The organism is Pseudomonas sp. GM79 (assembly GCF_000282495.1).
Lineage (GTDB): Bacteria > Pseudomonadota > Gammaproteobacteria > Pseudomonadales > Pseudomonadaceae > Aquipseudomonas.
This window is the reverse complement of record NZ_AKJE01000083.1, coordinates 1-15,067: the sequence shown is the minus strand read 5'-3', so window position 1 is coordinate 15,067 and position 15,067 is coordinate 1. Positions and strand designations below refer to the sequence as shown.

Genomic DNA, 15,067 nt, shown 5'->3' with positions numbered 1-15,067 from the left:
AGCCGACAGCTCCTGCTTCAAGCGTTTGTTGAACATGGGAAGCACCGATGGACAGGGATAAAAAGCTGGATACAGCCTAGCCATCGGCCTTGGGTATATTTTCTGAAGAGTGTTTCAGGGTTGTCCTACAAAAATAGTGGCAAAACGAACATCTTTATACCGCGCCGGCTACCGAACAGCGCCCAATTCGCGGTACTCGCGTGCCGAAATACGCCGCGCTGCTGATGCCCACCGCCCCCATCACTGCGCAGAAAATCACACAAATCCACGGACTCCACGGCATCAGACCGATCAACAACAGCGGTGTGACGCTGGCCCAGGCGGCGTAGGCAATGTTGTAGGTAAAGGAAATCCCCGAGACGCGAATCCGCGCCGGAAACAGGCTGACCATCACCGACGGCACTGCGCCGACTACCCCGCAAGAGAGGCCTGCCACTGCATAGGCCAGACCGAGCCACTGGCCTTCAATGATCAGGCAGGTGTAGAGCACGCCAATACCCAGAGGCAGCAGCAGGCTATACAGCATCACCGTGCGCCAGGCGCCGATGCGATCGACAAGCAGCCCCGCGAGCACACAGCCGATGTTCAGAAACACGATGCCCAAGGCACTCAGGGCGAAGGTATGACTGGCGGTCATGCCGAAGGTTTTTTGCATCATGGTCGGGGTAATGACCACGAATACCACCACGGCCGAGGTCAGCACGCAGGTGAGGATCATCGCCGGCAGCATCGCCAGGCGGTGCTCTCGCAGGACCGTGCGCAGCGGCAGTTCGACAGTAGCCTCGCGCTGGGCCTGCATCGCCATGAATACCGGGGTTTCACTGAGCCAGCGACGTAGCCAGACACCAATGACGCCAAACACACCGCCAAGGAGAAACGGGTAGCGCCAGGCGTAATCAAGGATTTCCGCCGGGGTGAACGTCTGAGCCAGAAAGGTCGCCGTCAGGGCTCCGATCAAGTAGCCCAAAGTCAGCCCCGCCTGCAGGAAACCGAGGGCATAGCCGCGATGCCCGACCGGTGCATGTTCGGCGACGAATACCCAGGCGCTCGGCACTTCACCGCCCACCGCCGCGCCTTGCAGGACCCTCAGGGCCAACAGCAACAGCGGTGCGAAATAGCCGATCTGGGCGTAAGTCGGCATGATCCCGATCAGCAGGCATGGCAACGCCATCATCAGGATGCTCAGGCTGAAAACCTTCTTACGCCCCAGTCGATCGGCGAAATGCGCCATCAGGATTCCACCCAACGGACGCGCCAGGTAGCCGGTGACGAAAATCCCGAAGCTTTGCAGCAGGCGCAGCCATTCGGGCATTTCGGGCGGGAAGAACAATTGGCTGAGGGTCAGCGCGAAAAATACGAAAATGATGAAGTCGTAGATTTCCAGCGCGCCACCAAGGGCTGCAAGCCCCAGGGTCTTGTAGTCCGAGCGGGTGAAGGGCGTCGGGCGCGCGTCGGTGTTGGCAGTCATGGCAAAGAACTCTGGCAGGCAAAAAACCAAGGCGCCCATGGTCTACGCAAATGCGCTTGTGGACAACCCATCAGACCCTGGTCCCAAACACCCAAAACAACGTCAGCACTGGCCCACTCTTCCATCCCTCACTGCCAGCGCCCCGACGAAAGATGCTTTCGCGGATGAAGGATGCTCTCAGACTGGCGATCTTTTCATGTGGGTACTGGACCGTTCGACACAAGTAGTTTCAGTATGTACTCGCCCCGCCTCCGAGGGCTCACGCTGAAAAGGATCTGAGCATGTTAAAACTCGCAGGACTCACCCTGGCCGCACTCACCCTGAGTACCGCCGTCCACGCCGATGTCGATCTGAATCTGGGCAGTACCGAACGGGTCACCCGGCTGTTCTCCTACCCCAACAACTGCAACGTCATCTGCTATCGCGACTGGACGCTGGAGCAGACCGTCGAGCATTACCTGACCCAAAGCGTACAGCGCGATGGCTACAAAACCGCAAAAGTGCTGGTAAAGACCGACAACAATCAGCTCTACGCCACTATCAGCGGTGTGCCCAAAGGCTATGACAAGCCATTGACCGCGTTGCTCAATGCCGGAGATTTGGCTTACAACGGCGCCAGCAAACTGAGTGCCGATAAAAAATGGACCTATAACTGGTACTTGTTCCTGCCGCTGGGCATGGCGCTGGAAAATCGCAAAAGCATCGAACTGCTGCACTTCCCGCCGGATTACTCGCTGACCCAAGCCCAGGACTACCTGGAGTCCAAGACGACCGACCGTTGGGCCACGCTGCTGACTGCCAATGGCATCCCCGACGACCAGACACCGGGCTATCAGACCATCATCGACATCGCGCCGATTGCCGCGCCGTCCAGCGCCGGTAAGGACCTTGAAGGCGTCTATGACTACTTCAAGGATTACCAGACCACCATGGTCAAGGAAGTCAGCCAGAACGCCAGCGGCGCAGCATTGCCAATGGTCGCCTTCGGCGCACCGGTACGTAACTGGATCAAGCAACAATATGGGCCGACCGTAGACGTGCTGGGCCAGGCAACCATCAGCCCGAGCGAGGGTGTGAAAGTACCCGTACTGGGTTCCAACCACCCGAGCTACATCTGGTACGCCGCCGATCCCGAGGCCTATAGCGGCAGCGATGCCCAGGCCAAGGCCGATGCTGCGGGGCTGAAAGTCATGGGGCAGGATTTGAGCGCCGCGTGCTGGCAGGCCGGGATGGGCAGCAAACCGGGCACTGACCCTACCGTTCAGCTGAAAAGCTGTACTCAGACCTGGCAAGTGACCCAGAAAGAAAAAACCTGCGAACTGTTCTACACCTCGATCCGCAACCTGACGCCTGAACAGGCCGTGGCCAAGTGCTCGACAGCGCAGGTCAAATCTCAGTTGAAACAGTTGAAGAGTCCAGCCCTTGTGACCTCCTCCGCCCCTGCTCCACACTTGTAAAACGATAAAGCTCTTTCTCGCGTGAGCCATGGCTGACGCGGAAAAGAGCCTTTTTCGCCTGTCATATTTGACAGTAGACTGATCGTTTCATTTGCGAGATCTTGGGGCATACCATGTGCTGCAGGGCTGACAGGATGTCAGTAGACGGCGGTCGTAGCACTCGCCTGACAAGGATTGTTATGAGAGCTCATGCAGAACAGGCAATACCCCCACCGCCATCGAATGGCATCTATCCGTTTGTAGAATTGCCCCTTCGTCTTGGGTTCCCCTCCAAAGACGACTTTGAAATCATCTACAACGCTCAGGGATTGGCAGTGGCTGTCGTGGCACTGCGCGAGTTCCCGCGCATCAGCCGAATCTGCCGGGTTTCCGGACATTTGCTGCCCTATCGCTGCCGACACACTCGGCAACTGGCTCCAGGAATCCACCTCTACGATCCGCGCTTCTGCGGCCTGCTGAGCCACTCCTGCGATCCCAACGTCTTTCTCGACATGAGCGAGCTGTGGTTATGGGCACTCAAGGACATCAAAAAAGGTGATCGACTGACGATGGATTTCGCCGCGACAGAAGACAAACTGCAGCGGCAGTTCGCTTGCCGCTGCGGTTGTCCCTGCTGCCGGGGCTGGATCATCGGCTATGACGAGTCGCCGAACGCCAATGGAGAACAGTTTTTTCAACACTGGCGTCGACGAAGTTCCAGCTGAAAGGCTCTTACAACGTTTCGACCGGACGCAAACGGTACTGCGGCGGCAACTGTTCGAAACCGCTGATGGTGGCGTTCAGGCTTTTCCAGCGTCCATCCTTGATGCCATAGATGCAACCATGGATCGACAGGCTCTGACCACGGTGCCAGGCGTTTTGCACAATGCTGGTATGACCGACGTTGGCCACCTGCTGGATCACGTTGAGCTCGCAAAGGCGGTCGACCCGCTCTTCTTCGGTGGACAACTTGGCCAGTTCGTCGCGCTTTTCATAATAGAGATCGCGAATCGAGCGCAACCAACCGTCGATCAGGCCCAACTGACGGTCCTGCATCGAGGCGCGTACACCGCCGCAGCCATAGTGGCCGGTCACCAGAATGTGTTTGACCTTGAGCACATCGACCGCGTACTGAATCACTGACAGGCAGTTGAGGTCAGTGTGCAGCACCACGTTGGCCACGTTACGGTGGACGAACAGATCGCCCGGCAACATGCCGACGATCTCGTTTGCTGGCACGCGCGCATCGGAACAGCCGATCCACAGGTATTCCGGGGTTTGCTGACGGGCTAGCTTGGCGAAGAAATCAGGATCTTCCTGCTTGATCGCATCGGCCCAGCGCTCGTTGTTATCAATCAGATCTTGTAAGTCGTTCATGCAATGAAGCCTCGAGAATGATGCGCTGGTTTGACAGACAACCGCCTGTCGGGGTCACGCGCGCGATGCAGATACCCCCTGATGCCCTGATGCCTATAACGGCGAGCCGACGTTCCCTGCCGGTGGAATTCTCGCAAGCCCAGTGGGTCAACTGTAGTAAGGCCTACAGTATGAGGGAATGCCATGACTGATTCACGACGTCCGTTCGATAAGGCGCAACCCGAGCCCATCGATGACAACGAAGACCGCATGGGCTCAGTGCATGAGCTGGATTTCGACGAGGAAGAACCAGGCACCAGAATCGGCGACCTGATCCCCGAACGCGAGCGTGCGCAGAAAATCCCCGACGAACGCGTCCGTGAAGCTGGCATGACCGGGGGCTCGACCGATGACCATGAATCCACCGACGATGACATGAGCCCGGAAACCTTGATCCGTGAAGACGGCGCACGGGACGCCCATGAAGAGGGTGAAGGCGGCCAGGCGGATTGGGATTTGAGCATTGTCGATGAGGACGACATCGGCGGGGGCAATGGGTTGGACGAAGCAGAGATGGCGCAGCGCGATCCAATGGATGGCAAGCGTTGATCGTTGTCGTCAGTGAGGACGCCTTCGCGGGCAAGCCTCGCTCCTACGGGTTCTGTGCCTCGGCCCGTAGGAGCGAGGCTTGCCCGCGAAGCTTTCAAGGCTCAATCCACTAATGTACAGGCCATGACCACGGCATCTTCGCGCCCGCCAACAGCGGGGTAGTAATCGCGCCGACGTCCGATTTCGTTGAATCCATACCGCTCATACAACCGAAACGCCGCCCGGTTGCTGTCGCGCACCTCCAGAAAACATTCCCGCGCCTCTGCCTTGTAGGCAATCGACATCAAATGCTCCAGCAGCGTCAAACCCAGGCCTCGGCCCTGATTTTCCGGTTTGACGGTGATGTTCAGCAAATGCGCCTCGTCGAGAATGATCTGCACCACGCCATGACCGACCTGCTGCTGCCCTTCGAACATCAGCCAGATCTGGTACTTGCCCAGACCATCGAGAAAAATCCCGCGGGTCCAGGGGTGGCTGTAAGCCGCGTATTCAATTTTCAGTACAGTGTCCAGGTCCGCCTCGGTCATCGGGCGGAACGATACAGCGTCACTCATTCGATTCTTTCCAGCGCGCCATCAGCCGACGCATGGCTTGCCAGACATCAGCCTTACGCTGTGGCTCTTCCATTAATAATTCCAGACCCGGCAGGGCCCAGACCGAACCCAGGCCTTCGACCTGAAGTTCACGGTTGAAGGATTCGGCGTTCGCCTCACCAGCAAAACGCACCGCCGGCAAGCCGATCAGCCACAGGCAGACGCATGGCGCGTCTTCCAAACGGGCCGACAGAAAGCCTTGTACGAAATCCCGAGCTGCTTCCGGCCCTTGATCCATGGTGCCGCGAGCCAGCAGTGGCCAGCGCACCGGCTCGCCGACGATCTGCGGGCTGTCTGGCAGACCGGCGGCGCGCAGCATGTCCTTGAGCAAAAGATAGGCCGGATCGCGGGTCTGGAAGCTTTCGCCTGTGGGTAACTCCACCAGCAACAGGCAACGACCTGCGCGCAGCAATTGAAGGGCGAAACGCGGTGGCGGAACGACCGGTGCCTTGATCGCGACCGGGGCCTCTTCTTCTTCGACCTTGGCGTTCGTGCGGGTGCTGGCCAACGATGGCCGTGGCACCTCGATCTTCACCCGCTCGGCCGGTTTGACCACGGGCTCCATCGGTGCCTCGGCCACAGGAGCCGGCGCAACCGGGGCGACGACCAACGGCTCGGGCATCTCCAGCAGTTCGGGCCGCGAGGGCGCAGCAAAGGGCAATTCGGTGCGCGGCAGCCAGTTGACCACCTGCATGGCGGTCAAATAAGCGCGGCGACGGGACTCGATAAGCAAAGGTCGGCCACTTGTGGATAACTAAAGTGCGGTGATTCTACCGCCCTTCGCTCAAGATCGCCCACGCTTGATCGATAGAAAGCCAACTGTCCGTCCCGAGAGTGAATCGCAACGGGCGTGATGCAGTACAATCGCGACTTTTAATCGCCAACCAGCCGGCCATTCCGATGATCGAACCCAAGCGCGTCTTGCGCGCCCTCGCTGAACACTGGGCACTTCTGGAGCCACTGTGCGAGCACTTCGACCAAGGCACCCTGAGCCTCAACGAACTGCGCACGCAACTGGCCGCCCAGCAACTCGACAGTACGCCGCAGGACATCACCAGCCTGCTGGACGTGTGGATCCGCCTCGACATTCTGGTTCCCGTGGCGAAAAGCCCGAACCGTTTCGAGCTCAACGCGCAGATCCACGATTTCCTCGCTTACCTGCGCCGTGAGCACCGTCTGGGCCTGTGCCTGGAAATCGAAGCCTATTTGCGCCATCTCGAGCGCCTGGCCGGTTACATTCAGGACGCCTTCGACATTCGCGACGGCAATGATCTGGCGCGCCAGTTGCGTCTGCTCGACATGCGCGTGCGCGATGTGCTGAAAAAACTCGACAACGACGAACAGGCGTTGGTGGCCGTCGCCGAACGGGCGAAAACCAGCGATCGGCAGATCCCGCTGCGTCAGCGCTACGCTGAAGTGCTGGCGACCTGGGACGAATACGTCGAGCCGATGATTGAACTGGTGAATGCCGACGGCGCCTTCGAACAAGGCGTGCGCAAGGTCGAAACGGTCTTGCTGAAGATGCTCTCCGAACAGCAGCGCCTCGGCCATCTGGTCGACGACGACATGCTGCTGCGCACCCACGCGCGCATCCTCGAAATGCAGACCAGCGCCCAACTGACGCTGCGTCATGCCCGTGAACTGCTGCTGCCGCTGCGTGAAGAAGCCCGCCGGCACAACGCCGTGACCCGTGGCGCGGCGCTAGCCTTGTCGGCCATTCGTCGTAAAGGCATCGATGCGGTACCGCAAGCCGCGATGCCGATGTTCACCCGACCGCAAAGCACCTTCCTCGGGAGCGCCAGTCAAGTCGAAGCCTACGTGTACGCCTTGGCCCGTTTCGAACCCAAACCGGCGCGTTTCCCCAAGGCGCACAAGACCCAGAAAGGTGAAGCCCCGCGCGCGCCACGCACGGTTCGGGAAATGCTCGAACGCTGCGAAGACGCCCTGCCGATGCCGGACCTGATGACCTGGCTGCTGGAGCAGGAGCCGGACGGCGCCACCGACGAATTGCTCTACTGGTTCTCGCGCCTGTCGCGGGAAAAACGCTTCAAACGCGAGCGTCTGGAACGCCGCGATTACCACACTCACGAGCACCAGGTCAGCCTGCGCTCCTTCGCCCTGCTCTCGGCCGGCGACACCGCCGCCGAGGATTCTGCGAGCACCCCATATGCATCTTGATCTAAACGAACTGTCCCAGCTGGCGCCGATCTTTCGCGAGCTGTTCAAGGGCTACCACGTCAGCCGCCGCGATCCGGAGCTGTACGCGCAACTGTCGAACTTCCAGGACCAGTACCGTACGTTGTTCAAGGCGCTGGGCTTTGAACTGGTCTGCGACACCCGTGGTTTCTATTACTTCGTTCCGGACCTGGCTGCGGCGGCAGTAAACAAGACCGCGCAACGTCTGGCGCTGTTCACCTTCATCCTCGTCGAGCATCTGGCCGACCAGGGCCGCGACCCGATCTCCGTGCTCGACGGCGGCAGTCTCGGTCGTGATGAACTGCCATCGCTTCTGGAAAAGTACCGCGACCTGTTCATCCAGGCCGAGGTCCAGACTCAGGACGAACTGGAAGAAAAGATCATGCGCCGCATGACCCAGCTCGGTTTCGCCAGCGAAGAGCCCGGTATCTATCGTTTCCTGCCACCGATGCACCGTTTCCTCGACGTCTGCCTGTCGGTTCAGCAGGACCGCGATCTGGCGGCCAGCCTGCACAGCGTGTTGCCATTGCCGGTCCCGGTGCTTATCGATGACGACAGCGACGAGAAGCTGCTGCAAACAGACGACCCGCTGGATCTGAGTGACTTCGCTGAAGAAAGCGAAGAAGACGCCATGGCCCGCGCCATTGCCGAAGAACAGGAGACCGACGCATGAGCAAGGAACGCTACGGCATTCGCCGCTTTGCCCTTTTGAACACCGCCGGTTACAGCCTCGGCCTGTTCCCGCTGGAAGAACCGCTGTCGGTTTACGGCGCGAACAACCTCGGTAAATCCGCATCGATCAACGCCTTGCAGTTCCCGATTCTGGCGCGCATGTCGGACATGAGTTTCGGCAAGTACAGCCTGGAACAATCCCGGCGCTTCTACTTCGCCTCGGACACCAGTTACATCCTGGTGGAAGTCTCCCTGCCCCACGGCCCGCACGTAATCGGCGTGGTCGGACGCGGCCCGGGCGGCGGTTTCGGTCACCAGTTCTTTGCCTACGCCGGCAAACTCGATCTGGCCCATTACCAGAAAGACGACACCTGCCTGCGGCAGAAAGAGCTGTTCACCAACCTTGAGCGCGAAGGCCTGAAAGCCTATGAACTCAAGCCGGATGAACTGCGTCGTTTGTTGGTGGGCGGTCACACCTCGATTCCGCTGGACCTGACGCTGATCCCGCTGCGCTCCACCAGCGAGCAGAGCCTGAAGACCTTCCGCGCCCTGTTCATCAACTTGCTGCACATGCGCGAAATCACCGCGGCCAAACTCAAGCAGTTGTTCCTCGATGCCTTCGAACACAGCCTGCGTTCCGGCAGCGTCGACTACATCGCCGCGTGCGAAGAAGCCTTCCGCGATGTTCGTCGCATGGAGCAGGACTACAACTCGCTGGTTACCGCCGGCCCGCTGGTTGAAGCGCTGGCCGCAGGCGTGGCCCAGCGCAATATCCTGCGCGGCAAACTGCATCGCCTGTCGCCGCTGCTCGACTCCCTGCTCGGCACCTGGTCGGACTACGCCAGTGCGCGCAAGGAAGAGCTGACGATTCAGGCCGAGCACTACCGCAACGAGCAGGACGCGCTGCAAAACGATCAACGCGGCGGCACTCAGGAGCTGATGCGTCTGGAGCGGGAAATCACCGGCATCCAGCGCTGGCTCGGCGAATTGTCGGTGCTCAAGCATCGCTTCGCGCTGGTCGATGACGTCAAAGTCCTCGAGCAGCAACTGCTCGCCGCCAAAGACGCGCACGACGAACTGGCCGGTGCACTGGCCCAGTCGCGGCAGTTCAGTGCCGAAGACCTAGAAGAGCGTCTGCGGGATCTGGAAAAACGCCTCAAATCGGTTAAGCAGCAACTCGACCACGCCGACAACAACAGCTACGCCCGCCTGCGCGAAGAGTTTTCGCAGCAGGACGTCGAGCGCCTGATGCGCCTGTTCAACAGCGCGTTGTTCAGCCTGCCACTGGGTGAACATGGCATTACGCTGGACGAGGACGGTCAGTGGGTCAAATCCTTGGAGCTGATCCTCGATGGTTTCAAAGGCGAGCGTTTCGAAGTGCCGGGCCTGTCCATCGACATCTCGCACATCGAGCCACCAGCGCTGCAAGCCCTGGCTGACCGCGCAGCGCTGCGCGATCAGAAAGACCGCCTGGAAAAAGAACTCAAGCAGCTGAAAACTCAAGCTGCCGTGGCAGCCGACCGCGCGGCCAGCAAGACCCAGACTGAAGCGCTGTACCAGCAAGTGCTGGATGCGCAGAAAGCCCTGGAAGATTTCCGCCGCGCGCAAACCCTGAGCGCCGAGGAAGGCGACAAGCTTGAGCAGTTGGCGCAGATGGAAGCTGCTCAGGACGAATTGAAGCGTTCCAGCGATGCCTTCACCGAGCGCGTCCAGCAACTGTCGGCCAAGCTGCAACTGGTCGGGCGGCAGATCGGCGACATGGAAGCCAAGCAACGCACCCTCGACGACGCCCTGCGCCGCCGTCAGCTGTTGCCGGCGGACCTGCCATTCGGCACGCCGTTCATGGACCCGGTCGACGACTCCATGGACAACCTGTTGCCGTTGCTCAACGACTATCAGGACAGCTGGCAAGGCCTGCTGCGCAGCGACGGGCAGATCGACGCGCTCTATGCTCAGGTTCGCCTCAAGGGCGTGGCCAAGTTCGACAGCGAAGACGATATGGAGCGTCGCCTGCAACTGCTGATCAACGCGTACGCACACCGCACCGACGAAGCCCTGACTCTCGGCAAGGCCCGTCGTGCAGCCGTCACCGACATCGCCCGGACCCTGCGTAACATTCGCAGCGACTATGACAGCCTCGAACATCAACTGGCGCTGTTCAACCGCGAGATCAACAAGCGTCAGGTCTCCAACCTGCAAAGCTTCCGCATCGTGCTCGCGCCGAACAAGGAAGCGCTCAAGCACATTGACCAGATCATCCACAGCGCCGGTCAGTACGAAGAAGGTGAAACCCTTTCCGTCTTCGACCTGAGCCAAAGCGCCGATCAAGACAACAAGAACGAAGAGGCCAAGGAATACCTGGCGCGGCTGGTGGCGGCAAACCACAACCAGCTCGGCCTCAAGGATCTGTTCGAGCTGGCGTTCGAGATCACCAAGGTCAACGGTCAGCCGGTGATCCACACCGACATCGACGGCGCGGCGTCCAACGGCACCACCATGACCATCAAGGCACTGACCAACATGTACTTGTTGCTGCACTTGATGGACCGCGACCAGGCCGGTCGCGTACGCCTGCCGTACTACCTCGACGAAGCGGCGGACATCGACGAGAAGAACCAGGCAGCACTGCTGGAAACCAGCCTGCAATTGGGCTTCGTGCCGATTCTGGCGAGTGTGAAGCCGCAAGTTTGCGCCAGTGTCGCCATCGATCTGGAAGGCGGCAGCGGCCCGAACGGCATTTACATCGACGAGGCGGACTGGAAGTACATTCGTCGCCACGATGAAGTGAAGGCAACCGTTGTTGTACAAGCTGATGAGCCAGAGCTGGATGCGGTCTGACGCTTAAACCGAAGCATAAAAAAGGCCGCGATCCAAATGGATCACGGCCTTTTTGTTTTTGGGTACATTCCTAAAATTTTGGGTGAACTTGAGGGCCTCTTCGCGGGCAAGCCCGCTCCCACAGGGTTTTGTATTGAACCCGGATTTTGGGTACGCCACCCGATCACTGTGGGAGCGGGCTTGCCCGCGAAGGCGTCTTCTCAGACGCCCAATCAACCTGAATTACTTACCGAGAGAAATCTTCGGCGCCCAGGTCAGCCACTCATCTTCGAACTGGTCGAACAGCGGGAATGTTTGCTCGGGCCGCGCCGGAACGCCCATGCGGTCGCCATCCGGTGTAGCAAACGCAATGCCGCCCTGGACCAGCGTCTCCAGCGATTCGGTGCGTATTGTCGCGCCTTTGAACAAGCCGTAGTCAAAACCAAAACCACTGGTGTTCCAGAACCGCGTGCCACTGCGCACCAGCGGCGCATACTTCGGTTCGATCAGGATGTGCACCAACACACGATCAGCCGTCTGGCCCAGTTCATAGCCGGTCACCTTGCCTACCGTGATTTCGCGATAGGTAACGGGGACGCCTGCCTTCAGCGAACCCCGGCGAGCAGCGCTCAACACCAGGCTTAAACCAGCCTCTTCCTTGGCGATTTCCGGAGGATTGGTCAAGGCCACGAAAGTCTTCTGTGGGCCGAGGTTCTTCGGCGCCGGTTGTACTTCGATGTATTGCCCGGTGACCAAAGTGTCGAGGTTCGAGGTTTTAATCAGACCGAGCTCAGGTTTAACCACCCAGAACTGACTGCCGACCCGAGCGATACGCTCCGGCACTTCGGTGATCCGCGCGGTCAGCAGTACTGATTGAAGGTCATCACTGAGGTCGACGTCCTCAATCTTGCCAACGTCCAGGCCTTTGAATCGAACCGGCGTGCCATTGCGCAGGCCATCGGCGCGATCGACTTTGATCGTCACCACCGTGCCTCTCTGCGTTGCCTCATCATGGTTGGCATGCAGGCGGAAACGCGGAATACGCTTTTGCAACGGCGCTTTGGCTTCCGGGGTTTCGAAGGCGATGCCACCGGCCATCAGGCTCTGCAACGACTCACTTTTGACCTGGATGCCGCCGGTTAATCCACCGGTGAGCGTAATGCCGCTGGCATTCCAGAAACGCGTCGAGGCGTTGACCAGCCCTTCGTATTCCTTCTCGATATGCACCCCGATCACCAGCTGCTTTTTGGTGCGGGAGAATTGATAGCTTTGAACCGAACCGACCTTGACCTGTTTGTAGAGAATCGGACTGCCGACTTCCAGAGACCCCAGGTTTTCGGTGAACAACACCAAATGCAGGCCTGGCGAACGCAGGTCCAGCGGCGGCGCCTTGGGCCGGGCTTCGAACTCGCGCTGCGGCGCACCGCCCTTGTCGCCTGGGCGCACAGCGATGTAGTTACCTTTGACCAGCGCTTCCAGGCCTGTAATACCGGCGAGCGAAATCGATGGTTTTACCACCCAGAACTGAGTGCCGGTAACCAGATAGTCCTCGGCCAGCGGATCGAGCGTCAACTCGGCGGTCGCACTGGACAGGTCCGGATCGACCTTGAGCGTTTTTAAATTGCCGACCTGGATGCCTTTGTACATCACCGGCGTACGACCGGACTGCAGGCCTTCGAAATCGCTGAGTTTGACCTTGACCCGAATACCGGCTGCAGCCGCATCGAAATCCTCATAGAGACGGAACGGCAGGCTTGGATCGGTAGGCGGGCTGTCCTTGCGATTTTCCGGAGTGGCAAATGCAATACCACCAGCGACGATGCTGGCGAGGGACTCGCTACGTACTTTTACACCAGAAAGGTTGGCGTCGATACTGATGCCGCTGGCATTCCAGAAACGCGTGTGTTTACGCACCAGGCTGGCGTAGGTCGGCTCAATGAAGACTTTGAGTTCGACAGTGCTTTGGTCTGCGGACAGCACATAGCTTTTGATCTGACCGACCTGAATCTGCTTGTAGAACACCGGGCTGCCGCGATTCAGCGAGCCGAGGCGATCAGCCTTGATGGTCAAGTGCAGGCCGGGTTGCGCGTCCGATAGCGGAGGCTCCTGGGCCAGGGCTTTGAACTTGCGGGTCGGCTCGCCTTCGCCTGGGCTAACGGCCACATAGTTACCCGAGACCAGCGTCTCCAGGCCCGTGATACCGGCCAGACTCACACTCGGTTTGACCAGCCAGAACCGCGTGCTGGTCTTGAGGTATTGCTCCACGTCCTTGTTCATCTCGATGGTAGCGATCACTCCTTTGGAGCTGCCTTCGTCATCGAGTTTGAGGGCTTTCACCTTGCCGACCGACATGCCTTTGTAGACAACTTCGGTCTTGTTGGCCTGAATGCCTTCGCCGCTTTCGAAGCGCACCTGAATCTCGATGCCCGTCTCGCTGTAGGCACGCCAGCCGAGCCAGCCGCCGATGATCAAGGCGATCAGGGGCAACACCCAAATAGCTGACCAGTTCGAGGCCGGTCGGGTTTTCGCTTTAGGCAAATCAGTCATGGTCGTCGTCCGACTCCGTGTTATCCCAAATCAGTCGGGGATCGAAAGTTACTGCGGCAAGCATCGTCAGAATCACCACACTGGCGAAGGCGATGGCGCCAAGATTGGCTTCGATGCTGGCAAGCCGTCCAAAATTCACAACCGCCACCAGAATGGCGATTACAAAGATATCCAGCATCGACCAGCGGCCGATGAACTCGATAAAGCGGTACATCAGAATGCGCTGGCGTGCCGAGAGCGGCTGACGGCGCTGCACCGAAAACAGCAGCAATGCGATGCCCACCAGCTTGAACGTGGGAACCAGAATGCTGGCGATAAAAACCACGGCGGCGATTGGAATCATGCCGTGCTGAACCAGCTGGATCACACCGGACATAATGGTGCTCGGATCGCCCTGCCCCAGGGAATTGACGGTCATGATCGGTAGCACATTGGCCGGGATGTAGAGAATCGCCCCCGTGATTAATAACGCCCAAGTACGCATCAGACTGTTCGGGCGGCGGGCGTGAACCAGCGCACCGCAGCGAGTGCAAACCTGCTCGTCGGTATCGGCTTCCTGTTTATTCAATTCGTGGCATTCGGCACAAATCAAAATGCCTGCATCAATCGCCCGCATGGGCATCCTCTCCTGATAGAGCCTGCCAGATCTGGTGCGGTGACATCACTACTTCCAGCCAGACCTGAACCAACAACAAACTGATGAAGCACACAAGACCAAGACCTACGGTAATCGCCGCCATATCGGCCAATTTGACGATCGCAACCAGTACGCCCATGAGGTAAACCTCGAGCATCCCCCAGTCCCGTAGATGGTGATAAATGCGGTAGAGCAGCAGGCCATAACTGCGTCCGATATCGAAGCGAATACTCAGCAACACGAACAGCTGGCAAAGCAGCTTGAGCAGCGGAATCCCCATGCTGCAAAGGAATACTACTGCCGCTACGCCCTGCATACCGGTATCGAACAGACCGACAACGCCACTCCAGACAGTATCGTGCGACGACTGTCCGAGTAGATGGAGCTGCATGATGGGTAAAAAGTTCGCCGGGATGAACAACAACAGCGCGGCAATGACCAAGGCGAGACTGCGCTGCACGACATTGTGTCGATGGGCATACAGCTCATAACCGCAGCGTACACAGATGGCTTTCTCACCATGAGCAAGCTCAGGCTTGCGCATCAGCAAGTCGCACTCATGACACGCTACCAAGTCGTCCAGCGGTAAATCTGACAGCCCTGGGGCGTCAACCGGATCTGGCATAAAGGCTCTGGCTCCAAATAAGTTGGACCTATTCTAGTGTCCTGACTCGAAAATAACTGTGCAATTTTGTATTGTCGCCAGAGTGCTCTTTTCCTGCGGGCAAAACAAAAC

Annotated in this window: 13 protein-coding genes; 6 read left to right on the top strand and 7 right to left on the bottom strand. The window is 59.0% G+C overall.

Annotation, left to right across the window (positions count from 1 at the left end):
• Positions 1-154: 154 nt before the first annotated feature.
• Positions 155-1,468, bottom strand: a complete 1,314-nt coding sequence (locus PMI36_RS07520) for an MFS transporter (protein WP_008074159.1) — start codon at positions 1,466-1,468, stop codon at positions 155-157.
• Positions 1,469-1,749: 281 nt separating this feature from the next.
• Here PMI36_RS07520 and PMI36_RS07525 point away from each other — a divergent pair, with 281 nt between their 5' ends.
• The gene (locus tag PMI36_RS07525) at positions 1,750-2,925 is read left to right on the top strand and encodes a hypothetical protein (protein ID WP_008074157.1); all 1,176 of its coding nucleotides are present in this window, start codon (positions 1,750-1,752) and stop codon (positions 2,923-2,925) included.
• A gap of 179 nt (positions 2,926-3,104) precedes the next feature.
• Positions 3,105-3,629, top strand: a complete 525-nt coding sequence (locus PMI36_RS07530) for an SET domain-containing protein-lysine N-methyltransferase (protein WP_008074155.1) — start codon at positions 3,105-3,107, stop codon at positions 3,627-3,629.
• 7 nt (positions 3,630-3,636) lie between these two features.
• Here the strand turns inward: PMI36_RS07530 and can are convergent, their stop codons facing one another.
• Positions 3,637-4,281 (bottom strand): carbonate dehydratase, encoded by a 645-nt coding sequence (gene can / locus PMI36_RS07535; RefSeq protein WP_008074153.1) that lies wholly within the window; start codon positions 4,279-4,281, stop codon positions 3,637-3,639.
• A gap of 183 nt (positions 4,282-4,464) precedes the next feature.
• Here can and PMI36_RS07540 point away from each other — a divergent pair, with 183 nt between their 5' ends.
• A complete protein-coding gene (locus tag PMI36_RS07540) occupies positions 4,465-4,869 on the top strand; it encodes a hypothetical protein (protein WP_008074152.1) in 405 nt (134 codons plus the stop codon).
• Positions 4,870-4,970: 101 nt separating this feature from the next.
• Here the strand turns inward: PMI36_RS07540 and rimI are convergent, their stop codons facing one another.
• Entirely contained in the window at positions 4,971-5,423 is a 453-nt protein-coding gene (rimI, locus tag PMI36_RS07545) for a ribosomal protein S18-alanine N-acetyltransferase (protein WP_007896888.1), read from the bottom strand.
• On the bottom strand, positions 5,416-6,156 hold the full coding sequence (locus tag PMI36_RS07550; RefSeq protein ID WP_008074149.1) for a hypothetical protein: 741 nt from the start codon (positions 6,154-6,156) through the stop codon (positions 5,416-5,418). The genes rimI and PMI36_RS07550 overlap by 8 nt, the downstream gene beginning before the upstream one ends.
• Positions 6,157-6,362: 206 nt before the next feature.
• Here PMI36_RS07550 and mksB point away from each other — a divergent pair, with 206 nt between their 5' ends.
• From mksB to mksF, 3 genes are read left to right on the top strand one after another with little or no spacing between them, the layout of a single operon-like run.
• Positions 6,363-7,640 (top strand): Mks condensin complex protein MksB, encoded by a 1,278-nt coding sequence (gene mksB / locus PMI36_RS07555; RefSeq protein WP_008074147.1) that lies wholly within the window; start codon positions 6,363-6,365, stop codon positions 7,638-7,640.
• A complete protein-coding gene (gene mksE, locus PMI36_RS07560) occupies positions 7,630-8,331 on the top strand; it encodes an Mks condensin complex protein MksE (protein WP_008074145.1) in 702 nt (233 codons plus the stop codon). Before mksB ends, mksE begins: the two co-directional genes overlap by 11 nt.
• Positions 8,328-11,168 carry an Mks condensin complex protein MksF gene (gene mksF / locus PMI36_RS07565; RefSeq protein WP_008074143.1) on the top strand — a complete coding sequence of 947 codons (2,841 nt, stop codon included), beginning with the start codon at positions 8,328-8,330 and terminating at the stop codon, positions 11,166-11,168. The genes mksE and mksF overlap by 4 nt, the downstream gene beginning before the upstream one ends.
• Before the next feature lie 222 nt (positions 11,169-11,390).
• On the opposite strand, the gene PMI36_RS07570 is transcribed toward mksF, so the two are convergent.
• From PMI36_RS07570 to PMI36_RS07580, 3 genes are read right to left on the bottom strand one after another with little or no spacing between them, the layout of a single operon-like run.
• Positions 11,391-13,694, bottom strand: a complete 2,304-nt coding sequence (locus PMI36_RS07570) for a PqiB family protein (protein WP_008074141.1) — start codon at positions 13,692-13,694, stop codon at positions 11,391-11,393.
• Positions 13,687-14,310 carry a paraquat-inducible protein A gene (locus PMI36_RS07575; protein ID WP_007896874.1) on the bottom strand — a complete coding sequence of 208 codons (624 nt, stop codon included), beginning with the start codon at positions 14,308-14,310 and terminating at the stop codon, positions 13,687-13,689. The genes PMI36_RS07570 and PMI36_RS07575 overlap by 8 nt, the downstream gene beginning before the upstream one ends.
• Positions 14,297-14,956 carry a paraquat-inducible protein A gene (locus PMI36_RS07580; protein ID WP_008074140.1) on the bottom strand — a complete coding sequence of 220 codons (660 nt, stop codon included), beginning with the start codon at positions 14,954-14,956 and terminating at the stop codon, positions 14,297-14,299. Before PMI36_RS07580 ends, PMI36_RS07575 begins: the two co-directional genes overlap by 14 nt.
• Positions 14,957-15,067: the final 111 nt, after the last annotated feature.